Source organism: Actinomadura barringtoniae (assembly GCF_017573505.1).
Classification (GTDB): domain Bacteria; phylum Actinomycetota; class Actinomycetes; order Streptosporangiales; family Streptosporangiaceae; genus Spirillospora; species Spirillospora barringtoniae.
Window position 1 is genome coordinate 38,763 of sequence record NZ_JAGEOJ010000003.1, and the last position, 15,146, is coordinate 53,908.

The 15,146-nt window shown below is 70.1% G+C and carries 16 protein-coding genes; 7 read left to right on the plus strand and 9 right to left on the minus strand.

What is annotated here, in order from left to right; translation table 11 throughout:
* Nucleotides 1–351 precede the first annotated feature (351 nt).
* Nucleotides 352–627, plus strand: coding sequence for a hypothetical protein (locus tag J4573_RS07190; RefSeq protein ID WP_208254496.1), 276 nt, complete (start codon nt 352–354; stop codon nt 625–627).
* 55 nt (nt 628–682) lie between these two features.
* On the opposite strand, the gene ychF is transcribed toward J4573_RS07190, so the two are convergent.
* Both ychF and J4573_RS07200 read right to left on the minus strand, forming a co-directional pair.
* Nucleotides 683–1,768, minus strand: a complete 1,086-nt coding sequence (gene ychF, locus J4573_RS07195; RefSeq protein WP_208254497.1) for a redox-regulated ATPase YchF — start codon at nt 1,766–1,768, stop codon at nt 683–685.
* A 10-nt stretch (nt 1,769–1,778) separates the two neighbouring features.
* Entirely contained in the window at nt 1,779–2,918 is a 1,140-nt protein-coding gene (locus tag J4573_RS07200) for an alpha/beta hydrolase (RefSeq protein ID WP_208254498.1), read from the minus strand.
* A gap of 130 nt (nt 2,919–3,048) precedes the next feature.
* Here J4573_RS07200 and J4573_RS07205 point away from each other — a divergent pair, with 130 nt between their 5' ends.
* Nucleotides 3,049–4,407 carry a DNA recombination protein RmuC gene (locus tag J4573_RS07205; RefSeq protein WP_208254499.1) on the plus strand — a complete coding sequence of 453 codons (1,359 nt, stop codon included), beginning with the start codon at nt 3,049–3,051 and terminating at the stop codon, nt 4,405–4,407.
* A gap of 56 nt (nt 4,408–4,463) precedes the next feature.
* The gene (locus J4573_RS07210) at nt 4,464–5,057 is read left to right on the plus strand and encodes a DUF6542 domain-containing protein (protein ID WP_208254500.1); all 594 of its coding nucleotides are present in this window, start codon (nt 4,464–4,466) and stop codon (nt 5,055–5,057) included.
* Nucleotides 5,058–5,106: 49 nt separating this feature from the next.
* Here J4573_RS07210 and J4573_RS07215 read toward each other — a convergent pair whose 3' ends face one another.
* A complete protein-coding gene (locus tag J4573_RS07215) occupies nt 5,107–6,066 on the minus strand; it encodes a 4-hydroxy-3-methylbut-2-enyl diphosphate reductase (RefSeq protein ID WP_208254501.1) in 960 nt (319 codons plus the stop codon).
* 239 nt (nt 6,067–6,305) lie between these two features.
* On the opposite strand from J4573_RS07215, the gene J4573_RS07220 reads away from it, so the two are divergent.
* Nucleotides 6,306–7,085, plus strand: coding sequence for a DUF8129 domain-containing protein (locus J4573_RS07220; protein WP_208254502.1), 780 nt, complete (start codon nt 6,306–6,308; stop codon nt 7,083–7,085).
* 170 nt (nt 7,086–7,255) lie between these two features.
* Nucleotides 7,256–7,576 (plus strand): DUF6247 family protein, encoded by a 321-nt coding sequence (locus J4573_RS07225; RefSeq protein ID WP_208254503.1) that lies wholly within the window; start codon nt 7,256–7,258, stop codon nt 7,574–7,576.
* Between the two features lie 218 nt (nt 7,577–7,794).
* Here J4573_RS07225 and J4573_RS07230 read toward each other — a convergent pair whose 3' ends face one another.
* Both J4573_RS07230 and J4573_RS07235 read right to left on the minus strand, forming a co-directional pair.
* On the minus strand, nt 7,795–9,015 hold the full coding sequence (locus J4573_RS07230) for an MFS transporter (protein WP_208254504.1): 1,221 nt from the start codon (nt 9,013–9,015) through the stop codon (nt 7,795–7,797).
* A 27-nt stretch (nt 9,016–9,042) separates the two neighbouring features.
* On the minus strand, nt 9,043–9,480 hold the full coding sequence (locus tag J4573_RS07235; protein ID WP_307796526.1) for a MarR family winged helix-turn-helix transcriptional regulator: 438 nt from the start codon (nt 9,478–9,480) through the stop codon (nt 9,043–9,045).
* Nucleotides 9,481–9,616: 136 nt separating this feature from the next.
* Here J4573_RS07235 and xseA point away from each other — a divergent pair, with 136 nt between their 5' ends.
* Both xseA and J4573_RS07245 read left to right on the plus strand, forming a co-directional pair.
* The gene (xseA, locus tag J4573_RS07240) at nt 9,617–10,831 is read left to right on the plus strand and encodes an exodeoxyribonuclease VII large subunit (RefSeq protein ID WP_208254505.1); all 1,215 of its coding nucleotides are present in this window, start codon (nt 9,617–9,619) and stop codon (nt 10,829–10,831) included.
* A gap of 10 nt (nt 10,832–10,841) precedes the next feature.
* Nucleotides 10,842–11,069 (plus strand): exodeoxyribonuclease VII small subunit, encoded by a 228-nt coding sequence (locus tag J4573_RS07245; protein ID WP_208254506.1) that lies wholly within the window; start codon nt 10,842–10,844, stop codon nt 11,067–11,069.
* Nucleotides 11,070–11,150: 81 nt separating this feature from the next.
* Here the strand turns inward: J4573_RS07245 and J4573_RS07250 are convergent, their stop codons facing one another.
* From J4573_RS07250 to J4573_RS07265, 4 genes are all read right to left on the minus strand, one after another.
* Nucleotides 11,151–12,116: a M23 family metallopeptidase gene (locus tag J4573_RS07250; RefSeq protein ID WP_208254507.1), complete on the minus strand. Its 966-nt coding sequence runs from the start codon at nt 12,114–12,116 to the stop codon at nt 11,151–11,153.
* A gap of 94 nt (nt 12,117–12,210) precedes the next feature.
* A complete protein-coding gene (locus J4573_RS07255) occupies nt 12,211–13,167 on the minus strand; it encodes a M23 family metallopeptidase (RefSeq protein WP_243772642.1) in 957 nt (318 codons plus the stop codon).
* 162 nt (nt 13,168–13,329) lie between these two features.
* Nucleotides 13,330–13,926 carry a DUF4245 domain-containing protein gene (locus tag J4573_RS07260; protein ID WP_307796527.1) on the minus strand — a complete coding sequence of 199 codons (597 nt, stop codon included), beginning with the start codon at nt 13,924–13,926 and terminating at the stop codon, nt 13,330–13,332.
* A gap of 533 nt (nt 13,927–14,459) precedes the next feature.
* Nucleotides 14,460–15,113: a TetR/AcrR family transcriptional regulator gene (locus J4573_RS07265; RefSeq protein ID WP_208254510.1), complete on the minus strand. Its 654-nt coding sequence runs from the start codon at nt 15,111–15,113 to the stop codon at nt 14,460–14,462.
* Nucleotides 15,114–15,146 lie beyond the last annotated feature (33 nt).

Genomic DNA, 15,146 nt, shown 5'->3' on the forward strand with positions numbered 1-15,146 from the left:
TAGGCGCTTGCGTGGATGCCGTGCATGAGTGTTGTGGGCGGACACCATTCGGGTTGTCGTGCGCGGACGTCGCGCGCCCGCGCGGGTGTCGCGCGTGAGCGGCCCCGGGCACCGCGCGGACATCCAGCATGAGCGGCACGCGAACGCCGCGCGCACGTGGCACGCGGACGCCAGGTGTGAGCGGCACGCGGAGGTCGAACGCGAGCAGCGCGCGTCACACGGGCGTCGCACGTGGGCGCTTCGCAGGCGCTGCGCCGGACGCTGTGCCCATGCGGTGCGCGGGTGTCGTGACGCGAGCGGCACACGGGCGCCGTGCACGAGCACCACACGGGTGTCGCGCATAAGCAGCGCGTGAGCGTCGTGCATAAGCAGCGCGGGCACCACACGGGTGTCTGCGCGAGCGGCGCGTGGGTGTCGTGGCTGAACAGCGCGGACATCGCGCACGAGCGGCGCGCGGACACGATCCGCAAGCAGCGTGCCTGTGTCACGCACGCGCTCCGCGCGGGCGTCGTACGCGAGCAGCTCGGACGCCGTGTGCGGCACTGCGCGCGGACACCCGCGCGGGTGTCCGCGCGGGTGTCCGCGCGAGTGTCCGCGCGAGGGGCGCGCGTGGGTCGTCGTGCGTGAGCACCGTGTTGGAGCCGGGTGAGGAGGACGCAGGCGTTCAGCGCGGGGTGGCGGGTCAGACGTTGAAGCGGAACTCGACTACGTCGCCGTCGCGCATGATGTAGTCCTTGCCCTCCATGCGGACCTTGCCTGCGGTGCGGGCGTTGGGCAGGGAGCCTTCGGCGATGAGGTCGTCGAAGGAGACGATCTCGGCCTTGATGAAGCCGCGCTGGAAGTCGGTGTGGATGACGCCGGCGGCCTCGGGGGCTGTGGCGCCCTTCTTGATGGTCCAGGCGCGGGATTCCTTGGGGCCTGCGGTCAGGTAGGTCTGCAGGCCGAGGGTGTCGAAGCCGATGCGGACCAGCTGGGAGAGGCCGGACTCTTCCTGGCCGAGGCCCTGGAGGAGTTCGAGGGCCTCGTCGTCGGGGAGCTCGATCAGCTCGGCCTCGATCTTGGCGTCCAGGAAGATCGCCTCGGCGGGGGCGACCAGGTCGCGGAGGCGGGCGCGGATGGCCTCGTCGCCGAGCTCCTCCTCGTCGAGGTTGAAGACGTAGAGGAACGGCTTGGCGGTGAGGAGGTGGAGCTCGCGCAGGAGGTCGAGGTCGACCTTGTCGGCGGAGGCGAAGAGGGTGTTGCCCTCGTTCAGGAGCTTCTGGGCGGTCTGAACGGCCTCGACGACGGCGAGCTGCTCCTTGTCCTTCTTGGTCCGGGCCTCCTTCTCGAGGCGCGGCAGGGCCTTCTCGATGGTCTGGAGGTCGGCCAGGATCAGCTCGGTGTTGATCGTCTCGATGTCGCGGGACGGGGCCACGTCGCCGTCGACGTGGGTGACGTCGGCGTCCTCGAAGGCCCGGATGACCTGGCAGATCGCGTTGGTCTCGCGGATGTTGGCCAGGAACTTGTTGCCGAGGCCCTGGCCCTCCGAGGCGCCCTTGACGATGCCCGCGATGTCCACGAACTCCATCGTCGCCGGGATGATCTTCTGCGAGTCGTAGATCTTGGAGAGCCGCTCGAGGCGGGAGTCGGGCACCCCGACCACGCCGACGTTGGGCTCGATGGTCGCGAACGGGTAGTTCGCGGCGAGCGCGTCGTTCTTGGTCAGCGCGTTGAACAGGGTGGACTTGCCGACGTTGGGCAGCCCGACGATTCCGATGGAGAGGCTCACGGCGCAAAGTTTATTGCCCGGCGGGACCACCCAAGGACGACGCCTGGATGAACTCTGCGATGTGGCGGAACGCCGCCTTGCCCTCGGGCACGTAGTCGGCGAACACCGGGAAGACGTGCACGAGGCCGTCCCACTCCTGGTAGACGGCCGGAACGCCTGCGGCGCGGGCCCGTTCGGCGACGTCGCGGGTCTCGTCCCGCAGGATCTCCGTACTGGAGGCGATGAAGAGGAGCGGCGGGAGGCCTGAGAGGTCTGCGCGGAGCGGGGAGAAAAGCGGGTCGTTCTCCTCCTTGTCCCGGCAGAACTCCCGGCCTAGCCAGGCAAGCTTTCCTGCGGGGATGAGGGAGTCGCTCTGGCGGTTGAGCTGGTGCGACTGGGACTGGCAGAGCAGGTCCACCCAGGGAGACAGGGCGAACGCGGATTCCGGGAGAGGGCCTCCCCGTTGCTTGAGGGCGAGGAGGAGCGCGAGGGTGAGGTGGCCCCCTGCCGAGTCGCCTCCTACGACGATGTTGGACGGCTCATAGCCCTGGGCCAGGAGGTAGTCGTACGCGCCGAGGGCGTCCTCCAGTGCGTCGGCAGGGGTGTGGTGCGGTGCCAGGCGGTAGTCCAGGGCCAGAACGGAGCGCCTGGTGGACGCGGAGAGTCGCCAGTTGAACGGGCGGTAGAGCCTGGGGCTGCCGAAGAAGTAGCCGCCGCCGTGGAGGTAGAGAAGCGCCTTGCTGTCGTCGGGGGCGCCGGCCCGTACCCACTCGGCCGTGCAGGTGCCCAGGTCCTGCGGAGTGATCGCCACCCCGCGTGGAATGATCTCGAGCCGCGCCATCAGGTCGGTCGCCCGCCGGATCCGGATCAGCCCGGCATCGGTCTCGGGGCCGTACTGCCACGCCGTCTTCATCATGGACTTGATCACCCGGTTGGCGATCCGCGCCGACAGCGTCGGCCGCCCGCCCGGCTCCATCGCCAGCACGCGAGCCACCCGCCGTTCCGCCGCCGTGGTGGCCACCAGCCGGATCTGAGCGGGGTTGGCAAGGTCACGAGTCTGAGCCCGAGCGGCAGCGGCCGTTTCGTGCTCGGCACCGGGCTGGGGGGTGGAGGGGGCTACTGGGGCGGAGGACTGGTCGGAGCTGGAATCGGGGCCTGGGGTGGCGGGCATGGGGGGCTCCTCGCGGTGGTGGTCCATCCGGTTTGCTGCGCTTAGTGAACGCTGAGTCTAATTGTCCGGTGCGACTGCCGTCTCGGCGCGTCGCGCGGGCACTCTCCGCATCCGCTGTCACGATGAAAAGATGGATCTCGCGCTGCTCGCGGGCCTCGTCATCGGGGTGGCCTTCGGCGTGGTGGTCGGCTACGCGCTCGCCACCGGCCGCCAGGGGGCCTTGATCGCGCGGGCCAAGGCCGCCGAGGAGAAGCTGGCCTATGCCGAGGAACGGATGGCCGAGCACTTCGAGAACCTGTCCGCCAAGGCCCTGGACGCCAGCAACCAGCGGTTCCTGGAGCTGGCCGACACGCGGCTGAAGGCGGCGGGGGTCGAGGCGGCGGGCGAGCTCGAACGCCGCAAGCAGGCCGTCGAGCATCTGGTCGCCCCACTCCGCGAGACTCTGGCCAAGGTAGAGGAGCAGCTCCGCGAGGTCGAGACCGGCCGCCGCGAGTCGCACGCGATGCTGGCCCGGCAGGTCGACTTCGTACGGCAGAGCTCGGAGCAGTTGCGCTCGGAGACCCAGACGCTCGTGCGTGCGCTGCAGCGGCCCGAGGCGCGCGGGCGGTGGGGCGAGCTCCAGCTGCGCCGCGTCGTCGAGCTGGCCGGGATGACCCACCACTGCGACTTCGACGAGCAGGCGAGCGCCGCCACCGAGAACGGCACCGTCCGCCCCGACATGGTCGTGCGGCTGGTCGGCGGCAAGAACGTCGTCGTCGACTCGAAGGTGTCCCTGGCCGCCTACCTGGAGGCCGTCGAGACCGGCGAGAACGTCCGGCTGGAGGCGCACGCGCGGCACCTGCGCGACCACGTGGACCGGCTGGCCGCCAAGTCGTACTGGCAGGCGTTCAGCCCGGCGCCGGAGTTCGTGGTGCTGTTCATCCCGGGCGAGGCGTTCCTGGCGCCGGCGCTCGACCACGACCCGGGGCTGCTGGAGTACGCGATGACGCGGCGCGTGCACATCGCCACCCCGACCACGCTGATCACGATGCTGCGCACCGCGTCGTACGCCTGGCAGCAGGAGGCGCTCTCGCGGAACGCGCGGGCGGTGTTCGAGCTCGGCAAGGAGCTGTACGAGCGGCTCGGCACGATGGGCCAGCACGTCGACGAGCTCGGCCGGGCGCTCACGAACGCGATCAAGTCGTACAACAGGACCGTCGGATCGCTGGAGACCCGCGTGCTGGTCAGCGCGCGCAAGCTGAACGAGCTCGGCGTCGTCGAGACCTCGCTGGACGCCCCGCAACCCGTCGAGGAGAGCCCCCGCACCCCCTCAGCCGCCGAACTCACCGCCGACGACCGCCCCGCCGTCACCTTCGACGACCGCCCCGCCGTCACCACCGAGGACCACCCCGACGACGACGGACCGCGACCCGACCCACCCGGGAAACCGGTAGGTTTCGGCGGACGGGCCATCCCCGAGCAGATTGATCGGCTGGAGAGGTGGCAATGAGTACACCGACGGTGAACGATGCGCCGGACGGCGCATCGCCGGCCCCAGGGGGATCTGTGCGACGTGAGCGCGGCGCTTCGGCTCCACGGCTGCGCTCGGGCTCGTCCGGCGGCGCGTCCATCACGCTGACCGGCCGCGGCGGCATCGTCGTCATGTTCGGTACGGGCCTGCTCGGCGCGCTGTTCGCGCACTGGCTCGACATGCAGGTGCTGGCCGGCCTCTCGTTCGCCGCCGGATGCGTGCTCGCCGCGCTGACCACCCGCCCCGCCGACCTGCTCACCGTCGCCGTCAGCCCGCCCGCGGTCTTCTTCGCCGTCACGGTGATCGCCGAGTTCCTGACCACCCTCGGCGAGGGGTCGCTGCTGCGCGGCATGGCCGTCGGCCTGCTGACCTCGCTGGCCGCGACCGCGCCGTGGCTGTTCCTCGGGACGATCCTGGTGCTGGTCATCGCGTTCCCGCGCGGCCTGCTCACCACGTTCAACGAGCTGCGCGACAAGCTGATCGGCAGCCGCCTCTTCGTCGAAGAGGCGAACGAGAACCCGGTCCGCTGGGACGAGAGCCCCGCCACCGACACCGGCGCCGGCCGCGTCTCCCGTACGGCCGCCCGCCACGAGAAGAAACCCCCGCTCCCCCACGGCGACATCGACTAACGCACGCCGCCTGCGGCTATGCGCCGGCCATGCGCCAGCTATGCGCCGGCTATGCGCTGCGGAGGTCCTTGCGGAGCTCGTGCGGGAGGGCGAAGCGCATCTTCTCCTGAACGGACTCGATCTCCTCGACGTCGCCGTAGCCACGTTCGGCCAGCCAGGCCAGCACGCCCTGGACGAGCTCGTCGGGCACCGAGGCGCCGCTCGTGACGCCGACGGTGGCGACGCCGTCCAGCCAGGACTCGTTGATGTGCTCGGCGTAGTCGACCAGGTAGGCGTCGTCGGCGCCGTGCTCCTTGGCGACCTCGACCAGCCGTACCGAGTTGGAGGAGTTGGTGGACCCGACCACGATCACCAGCTGCGACTGCGCGGCCATCTCCTTGACGGCGACCTGGCGGTTCTGGGTGGCGTAGCAGATGTCGTCGGACGGCGGGTCCATCAGCTTGGGGAACCGCTCGCGCAGCTTGGCGACGGTCGCCAGCGTCTCGTCCACCGACAGGGTGGTCTGCGACAGCCAGGCCACCTTCTCGGGGTCGCGGACGTTCACGTTCGCCACGTCGTCCGGGCCGTCGACGAGGTGGATGTGATCGGGGGCCTCGCCCGAGGTCCCGATGACCTCCTCGTGGCCCTCGTGGCCGATCAGCAGGATGTCGTAGTCGTCCTTGGCGAACCGCACGGCCTCCTTGTGGACCTTGGTCACCAGCGGGCACGTGGCGTCGATCGTGCGCAGGCTGAGGCCGCGCGCCTCCTCGTGCACGACCGGGGCCACCCCGTGCGCGGAGAAGACCACGATGGCGCCCTCGGGCACCTCCTCGGTCTCGTCGACGAAGATCGCGCCCTGTTCCTCGAGCGTCTTCACCACGTGCACGTTGTGAACGATCTGCTTGCGCACGTAGATCGGCGCCCCGTACTTCTCCAGGGCGATCTCGACCGTCTGGACGGCCCGGTCGACGCCCGCGCAGTAACCACGCGGCTTGGCGAGCAGGACACGGCGCTGGCTGGTGGCGGTCATGCCCCCTATCGTACGAGCCGTCCCAGGCGTCCCGCACCGACCGCAAACCACCCCGGATCGCAGCAGAGGAGCTCAAAGCTCTGGTGAAGCCCGCAATGTGACCCGAACCACGCCCCTTTTGGACGGAAATCCATTAAGCCGGGGTGACCGCTATCGCACCTATGCGGCAAAGTGAAGATTGACAGACGGTGCTGTGTCGGCCGAGTCCGGTGATCAGAACAGCAGGGAGTTGGAGAACGATGGTGAAATCGCCGCGCCGCCTCAAGCAGCAGGTGCAGGACACGGTGGGCGAACAGGTTCGTGATCTCCCGCTGCACGCCGTCCGCCTGGCCATGTTCGGTGTGGGCCGGGCCCTGCTGCTGAGCGACCGCGTGACCAAGGACTACAAGGAGATCACCGAGGGCGGCGGCGTGAAGCCCGTGCTCGGCAGGCTTCGCGACGACGTCCAGCACACCGCCGAGAAGGTCGTCGTCGGCGTCGCCCAGCGCGTACGGGGCACCGAGGAGGAGCCGGAGCCCGCTCCGACCGCCCGGACCCGTACCACCGCGGTCACCCGGCCGCCCGCCAAGCCCAAGGCCGCCGCCTCCGAGATCTCGGTGGGCAAGCCCAAGGCCACCGCCACCCCGGCGAAGCCGCAGGCCAAGCCCGCTGCCGAGGCCAAGGCCACGGCCCCCAAGCCGGCCCCGAAGCCCGAGCCCAAGCCCGAGGCGAAGCCAAAGGCCGAGGCCAAGCCCGCTGAGCCCGCCGAGGCAAAGCCCGAGGCCAAGCCCGCCGCCGAGGCCAAGCCCGCCGCCGAGCCGAAGCCCGAGGCTAAGCCCGCCGAGGCCAAGGCCGCGTCCGCCGACCTGCCGGTGCCCGACTACGACGAGGCCACGCTCCCGCAGCTCCGTGCCCGCCTGCGCGGCCTGACCGCCGACCAGGTGAAGCTGCTGCGCGAGTACGAGCGCAAGCACGCCGCCCGCGCCGACGTTCTCCGCATGTACGAGAACCGCATCGCCAAGCTCAACGGCACCAGCTGACCTGACCAGATCCGACGACCCGACGATCTGACGATCTGACGACCCGATGGCCCGCCACGCCCCGCACGCCGGGACCCGGCGGGCCATCGGCGTCTGAGGAGCGCTCCGGAGACCGCATTTGAATCTCTCAGCAACTGGGGAGATGTCGGCGTGCTGACCTAGGTGGCGCCATGACCGCCCAGCCGCAGGACGAGCACCAGCCCGCTCCCAGGCCAGAGAAGAATCTGCGCGACATCCGCGCCGCGCTCGTAGTACATGAGGACCTGGAGGCGTTCGACGCCGGCCTCAAGGCCGTTCTCGACAAGGTCCGCGTGAGCCTCGACATCAGCCCGTACAACGACTTCCTGCACCGCTGGTGGATCATGGCGTGCGACTCCGCCCGGGATCCGGAGGGGCGCCGCCGGATGCACGCGACCGCCGCCAAGCTCAGGGCGGGCGAGCCGGTGCCGTCCGGGCGTCCCGTGCAAGAGATCCTCGCCGAGCGGTGGTGAACCGATCAACGAGGCGAACCCGCGAGCGAACATGCTCACTTAGACCTTCGGCGAACGTGGCCTGGCTATTTACTTCGTCTTGGAGGAACAGCGCGAGGTGCGCCTACTCCGCGTTCTGTGGGGTTGACGCCGAGGAGCAGCCTGCGAGGTGACGAACGGCCCCCGGAACGGGGTCCGGGGGCCGTTCTCTTGGCCAGGGCTCGGGGGCTCGGCCCTGGTCAGGCCTTCGCGGGCAGGGGTGCGTCCTGGAAGGTGTGGTCGATGTCCACGCGGCTCAGGGACTCCAGGTGGCGGCGGCGGGTGACGAGGATGCCGATGGCGACCACGCAGCAGGCGGCGCCGACGTAGTAGGGGACGTCGGAGTTGATGTGCTCGGCGAGCTTGCTGGCGAGGAACGGGGCGATGGCGCCGCCCAGCCAGCGAACGAAGTTGTAACCGGCCGAGGCCACGGGGCGCGGGGCGTCGGAGACCTCCATGGCGGCCTCGGTGAACGCGGTGTTGTTCAGGCCGATGGGGATGCCGGACAGGATCGTGAAGATGATGATGCCGGCGTGGCCCGAGAACGCGATGCCCAGCTGGAAGACCACGAGGAGCGCGAGGGCCGTGTACATGACTCGGACCGTTCCAAAGCGGCGCTGGAAGAAGGGGGCCGCGAAGACCGAGCAGAGCGCCACCATCACGCCCCAGCCGAAGAACACGAAGCCGATGCCGTAGGCGTCCATGCCGAGGATGAACGGGGTGAACGCCAGGATCGTGAAGAACGCGTAGTTGTAGAAGAGGGCGGTGAAGGCGGTGGTCGACAGGCCTCCGTGGCCCAGCGCGCGGATGGGGTCGGACAGGCGCGTCTTGGTGGCGGGCTTGGGGGTCGGCTTCAGGAGCGTGCTGATCAGCAGGAAGCCGATCGCCATCAGGACGGCGGTGCCGAAGAACGGGTAGCGCCAGTTCATGTCGCCGAGGACCGCGCCGACGAGCGGGCCCATCGAGATGCCGAGGCCGAGGGCGGCCTCGTACAGGATGATCGCGGATTCGGCGCCGCCGGTGGCCGCGCCGACGATGACGGCGAGGGCGGTGGCGACGAACAGGGCGTTGCCGAGGCCCCAGCCCGCCCGGAAGCCGATGAGCTGGCCGACGCTGTCGGACGTTCCGGCGAGCGCGGCGAACACCACGACGAGGGTCAGGCCGATGAGGAGCGTCTTCTTGCCGCCGATGCGGGACGAGACCCAGCCGGTGACCAGCATCGCGACGGCGGTGATGAGGAAGTAGCTGGTGAACAGCAGCGAGACCTGGCTCTGCGTGGCGTCCAGGCCCTTGGCGATCGCGGGCAGGATGGGGTCGACCAGCCCGATGCCCATGAACGCGACGACCGCGGCGAACGCGGTCGCCCAGACCGACACCGGCTGGCGCAGAATGCCGGGCTTGTCAGCGGGCTCTTCGTGCATGGTGACCTTCCTTTCAGGGGGTCGTGCTCAGAACGCGTTGAAGAGGTGGTCCAGCGCCGGGAGCGCCGCAGCCACCGCCGCGCGGTCCTCGTCGCTGAGGGCGGCGATGCCCTCGGCGAGGAACGCGATCCGCTTCTCGCGGGTGGCGTGGAGCTGGTCGGCGCCGGTGGGCGTCAGCTCGACGGTGACCACGCGGGCGTCGGAGCCGTCCCGGCCGCGGGTGACCAGGCCGTCCCGTTCGAGGCGGTTGATCTGCGCGGTCATGGTGGGCAGCCGGACGCCGTGCTCTTCGGCCAGGTCGCTCATCCGGCGCGCGCCGTGCTCGAGCGAGCCGAGCACCGAGACCTGCTGGCTGGTGATCGACTGGTCGGCGTTCACCCGGCGCAGCAGCAGCACGAGGTCGCGCAGCCGCCGGTTGAAGTGCTCGGCGAGCTCGCGGGATTCGGGCGTAACGGACACTGCCACCTCTTCTCGAATTACTTAGCCAGACTAACTTAGCTAGGCTAACTATTGAAAGTGATCTCAGTCACATGATCCCGGATCCGGGGGCACGGACTCCATCGGGACACCTGAACCGGTGGGGCGGCCTAGGCTTTCGGGCATGGCGATGGACACGACGGCCGAGTCCCCGGTCCCGGTACGCACCGTTCTGCAGGCGGTGGGCGGCTGGATCGGCAAGCTCGGCCGCATCTGGGTCGAGGGGCAGATCACCGACCTCAACGCCCGCGGCGGCACGGTCTACCTGACGCTGCGCGACCCGGTCGCCAACATGTCGGTACGCGTCGTCGGCCCGCGCCCGGTCTTCGAGGCGGCAGGCCCGGCGGTCGCCGACGGCGCGCGCGTGGTCGTGCACTGCAAGCCCGACTTCTGGATCAACCGCGGCTCGTTCTCGCTCAGCGCCATCGAGGTGAAGCCGGTCGGCGTCGGTGAGCTGCTGGCCCGGCTCGAACGGCTCAAGCAGGTGCTGAACGCCGAGGGCCTGTTCCGGCCGGAGCGCAAGCGGCCCCTCCCGTTCCTGCCCGGCAAGATCGGGCTGATCTGCGGCCGCGACTCCGACGCCGAGCACGACGTGCTGCAGAACGCGCGGCGCCGCTGGCCCGCCGTCGCGTTCCAGGTGGAGAACACCGCCGTCCAGGGCCACTACGCGGTCGGCGAGGTCATGGAGGCGCTGCGCAAGCTCGACGCCGACCCCGAGATCGAGGTCATCATCATCACGCGCGGCGGCGGGTCGATGGAGGACTTGCTGCCGTTCTCCGACGAGGCGCTGGTCCGGGCCGTGTCCGAGGCGCGCACGCCGATCATCAGCGCGATCGGGCACGAGCAGGACAGCCCGATCCTGGACCTGGTCGCCGACGTGCGCGCCTCCACGCCGACCGACGCCGCCAAGCGCGCCGTGCCCGACGTACGGGAGCAGCTGCAGCTCGTACGGCAGCTGCGCGACCGCGGGCGGCGCTGCATCGCCGGCGGCCTGGAGCGCGAGGAGGCGTGGCTGAAGTCGATCCGGTCGCGGCCCGCACTCGCCGATCCCGTACGCGAGATCGAGCGGCAGTCCGAGCAGGTGCTCGCGCTGCGCGACCGCGCCCGGCGGTGCCTGAACGGGGCGCTGGACCGCGCGGGCGACGAGCTGTCGCACACCCGCGCCCGCCTGGTCGCCCTGTCCCCCGCCGCCACGCTGAAGCGCGGGTACGCGATCGTGCAGCGCGAGGACGACGGCGTCGTACGGGACGCCGCCGAGGTGCAGGAGGGCGACCGGCTGCTGGTGCGCCTCGCCGACGGCCGCCTCGCGGTGACCGTCTCCGGTCCCGCAGAGTCTTAGGGTGGTCGACGTGGCGGAAGAGAAGCTGACGTACGAGCAGGCACGCGACGAGCTGGCCGACGTGGTCCGCAAGCTGGAGGCGGGCGGCCTGACCCTGGAGGAGTCCCTGAGCCTGTGGGAACGCGGTGAGAAGCTGGCGGGCATCTGCGAGGAGTGGCTGGAAGGCGCCCGCGCGAGGCTGACCGCCGCGATGAACAGGCCCGCCGAGGAGGACGAGGACACTCCAGCCCCCTTCTGAGCGAAGCCGTCTTGATGGGCGAAAGGGCCGGTCCCCCCGCATGGGAACCGGCCCTTCGGCTATTCAGTTGGTCAGGCTGCGTCAGCCGCAGTGGGAGTACTTGCTCTTCCAGGAGCTCTTGCCGACCGAGCCGCCCCAGATGACGCACTTGCTACCGGCCGAGGCCTTCACCGGGCCCGCGTACCACGTGAAGTTGCCCTTGTCGGTCTTGGCCTTGGCGCCCTTGACCTGCAGCGTCGCGGACATCGCGGTCTTGGAGCCCTTCTTGGGCTTCACCGTGATGACGCAGTTCTGCTTGTTGCCCTTGTTGTAGCCCAGGTAGATCGTCGCGGCCTTGCCCAGCGCGTGCTTGTCGATCTGCTTGAAGCCGGAGCCACAGATCTTCTCGACCGTGCTGGTGGTACCGCCACCACCGCCACCGCAGGACTTGAGGGAGGCAGGGCCCGGGTAGGGGAACCGCTTGCCCTCGAAGACCGCCGCGATGGGCGGGTAGGCGCTCGGGCTGCGGCGCAGCTCGTAGTGCAGGTGCGAGATGATGTTGTACTTGGCGCTGGTGTGGCCGACGGCGCCGATCTTCTGGCCCTTCTTGACCGTCTGGCCCTTCTTCACCGAGCGGTAACGCAGGTGGGCGTACACCGTGGTGTAGCCGCCCGAGTGCTGGATGAAGATCATGTTGCCGTAGCCGCTGGTCCGGCTGTACTCGGACCGGACGACCTTGCCCGCGCCGGACGCGACGACGGTCTTGCCCTCGTCGGCGGACCCGGTGCTGCCCCAGTTCCAGTCGATCTCGTACTTGGTGTGCGCCCCGCTGCCGGTGCTGCCGCGCCAGGTCTGCCCGCACGGGAACGGCATCTGCAGGCGCGGCACGGCCGCGGTGGACGCGTTCTGCGCCGCGGCGACCGGGCTGGCCTGCTTGGGCGCGGACCCCCCGCCCGAGGTCGCGGCGACGGCGACGCCGGTGGCAACGAGGCCCGCGGCGAGGGCGGAGCCCCCGATGATGACCGCGGGACGACGCTTGATGGAGACCATGTATGAATTGCCTTTCATCTGATCTGTTGAGGGGAACCCCGTCCAGGGGCGCGGCGTGGGCCGCTCAGCGCGACGTGGCCGCTCAGCGCGACGTAGGCCGCTCAGCGCGACGTCAGCCGCAGTGGGAGTACTTGCTCTTCCAGGAGCTCTTGCCGACCGAGCCGCCCCAGATGACGCACTTGCTGCCTGCACCGGCCTTCACCGGGCCCGCGTACCAGGTGAAGTTGCCCTTGTCGGTCTTGGCCTTGGCGCCCTTGACCTGCAGCGTCGCGGACATCGCGGTCTTGGAGCCCTTCTTGGGCTTCACCGTGATGACGCAGTTCTGCTTGTTGCCCTTGTTGTAGCCCAGGTAGATCGTCGCGGCCTTGCCCAGCGCGTGCTTGTCGATCTGCTTGAAGCCGGAGCCACAGATCTTCTCGACCGTGCTGGTGCTGCCGCCACCGCCGCAGTTGTGCGAGGTGAGCGTCTTACCGGGCCGCGGGGCCGGGTAGGAGAAGCGCTTGCCGTCGAAGTACGCGGCGACCGGCGGGTACTGGCCGTTCTTGCGCAGCTCGTAGTGCAGGTGCGAGGTGATGTTGTTGCCCGGCCGCGACGTGTGGCCGACGGCGCCGATCTTCTGACCGGCCTTCACGGTCTGGCCGACCTTGACCGAGCGGTACTTCATGTGGGCGTACCAGGTCTGGTAGCCGCCGGAGTGCTGGATGACGACGTGGTTGCCGTATCCGCTCTGGTTGACGTGGTGGGTCGAACGGATGACCTTGCCGGCCGCCGCGGCGACCACGGTGCGGCCCTCGTCGACGTTGGACAGGTCGGGGCCCTGGTTCCAGTCGATCTCGTACTTGGTGTGCGCGCTGCTGGCGACGGTGTCACCGCGCCACTTCTGGCCGCACGGGAACGGGAGGCGGAACATCGGCATGGCCGCGGCGGAGGCGTTCTGCGCGGCGACCGGGGAGGCCTGCTTCGGCGTGGAGTCGTCGCCGGAGGCAAGGGCGACACCGCCCGCGACCAGGCCGGTCGCCAGCACGACACCGCCGGTCGCGACGGCCGCCTTGGCCCTGCGGCTGCTCAATTTATGGCTGCTCGCTCTGTGGCTGCTCACTCGCATCGTCCTTCACTGTTGCGCGGGATGCGGGAGTGATCATCGCGCATGGACGATGCCGAAGGAAACTGGAACGCAGGATCTCCCCGGACAAGACCTTCTGGAAAATTCCGTGGACAAAACCCGCGCAGGTCAGGAGGTCGGCGTGGGGCTCACCGGCACCTGCGAGCCCTGCTTGTGCTGGGGCTTCAGCGAACCGGCCAGAACGGCCAGTTCCTGGTACGAGGCGGTCCCGGTGACCACGAGCGAGACTCCGTCGGGCAGCGTCCGGGCGAGCGAGTTGGCCTTCTTGTCCTTGCGGTAATAGGTGTCCCAGGTCACGCCGCCCACCTGCATGGTGCCGGTCGGCTTGCGGTTGTTGGTCATCCGCGGAACGTAGTCGGAGGCCTTCTCGTTGCTCTGCTCCAGCGCCGCGTACTCCTTGCTCGGCGTCACGAACCCCAGGTGCCACGACACCGTGCCCTTGCCGTCGGCGTCCAGCCCGTGCACCCGTGAGCTGCTCGCGCGCCAGGTCGGGGGCAGTCCCTCGGGCGCCCACACGGTGTACGGGGCGCCCTGGACCATGGCCCACTGCTGGCTGGCGTAGTCGACGGTCGGCAGCAGGTTCTTGTGCTCACGCGGCGTGATCAGGTAGATCACCCCGACCAGCAGGAGGCACGCCCCCAGCGCGATCGTGAACCCGCCCAGCCCCGACGTCAGCCGCTTGTAGACCCCCGGGCTGACCTCCACGACGCCTCGCCCGCCGGGCCTCGCAGCGGACGCCGCAGGCCGCGCAGCGGACGCCGCAGGCCGCGCAGCGGACGCCGCAGGCCACGCAGCGGACGCGGAAGCCTCACCCGTCCCAGCTTGTTCAGAACGGGACGGCCCCTGTTCAGAACGCCCCTCAGCGCCACTCTCAGCCTCGGCCGACGCCGACTCGGCGGCTCCAGACTCGGCGGACCCGGACTCAGCCACCCCGGACTCAGCGGACGCGGACGGCTCGCCCGTTCCAGACGCAGCCGCCTCAGACGCAGCCGCCTCAGACGCAGCCGCCTCAGACGCAGCCGCTTCAGACGCAGCCGCCCCGGACGCGGCCGTTTCAGACGCGGACTCGGCGTGGCCAGACGCGGTCCGACCGGACGCGGCCTCGGGCGCGGCGGGGTCGCCGACGGCCTCAGCGGCGGAACGGCCGGGGGCGGCGTCGCCCGCCGGAGCCTCGCCCGAAGGGGCCTCGCCGGTGGTGGAAGGGGTCTTGTCGCTCACGCTTCAAGCATCCCGCACGGTCAGGTCTGCTCCGTACCGGGGTTCCTGATCGTGCCGACGATGGCCATGATGTCGCCCGCCATGCGGCGCGAGGCCTCCTCGTCGTCGCTCAGCGAGACCTCCGACACCGCGCCCGCCATGGCGCCGGTGAGGACCACGACGAGGGCCTCGTCCACGCCGCCGTCGGCGGTGTGGAAGAGGGCGGCGTTGCGGCGGGCCCACTTGTTCAGGCGCTGGCGCATGACGCGGTCGAAGCCGGGCGGGCCGTCGCCGGAGATGAAGAGCCGGGCCACGTCCCGTTCGGCCAGGCAGCCGTTCAGGTACGCGCCTGCGCCCGCGATGAACTGCCGCATCGGGTCGGTCTCCCCCGCGTCGCGCACGGAGTTGATCGCCTCGCGGGTGCGTTCCTGCTGGCGGACCTGGAACTCCTCGAACAGCGTGAGGTAGAGGTCGGCCTTGCCGTTGAAGTGGTGATAGAGGCTGCCGACGCTGGCACCGGCCTTGGCGACGATGTCGGTGACGGCGGCCTGGGCGAAGCCGGCCTCGCAGAACACGTCCCGTGCCGCGGCCAGGAGCGCGCCCCGGGTGGCGGCGCCCCGGTCAGAGGTCGCCCGGGCGGGGGCGTCGGCCTGCGCGGTCACCCCACCGGACGGAAGGTCGATGTCGCTGCTCATGACCAAGGAGATTACGCCCTCCTGCGCCGGGGG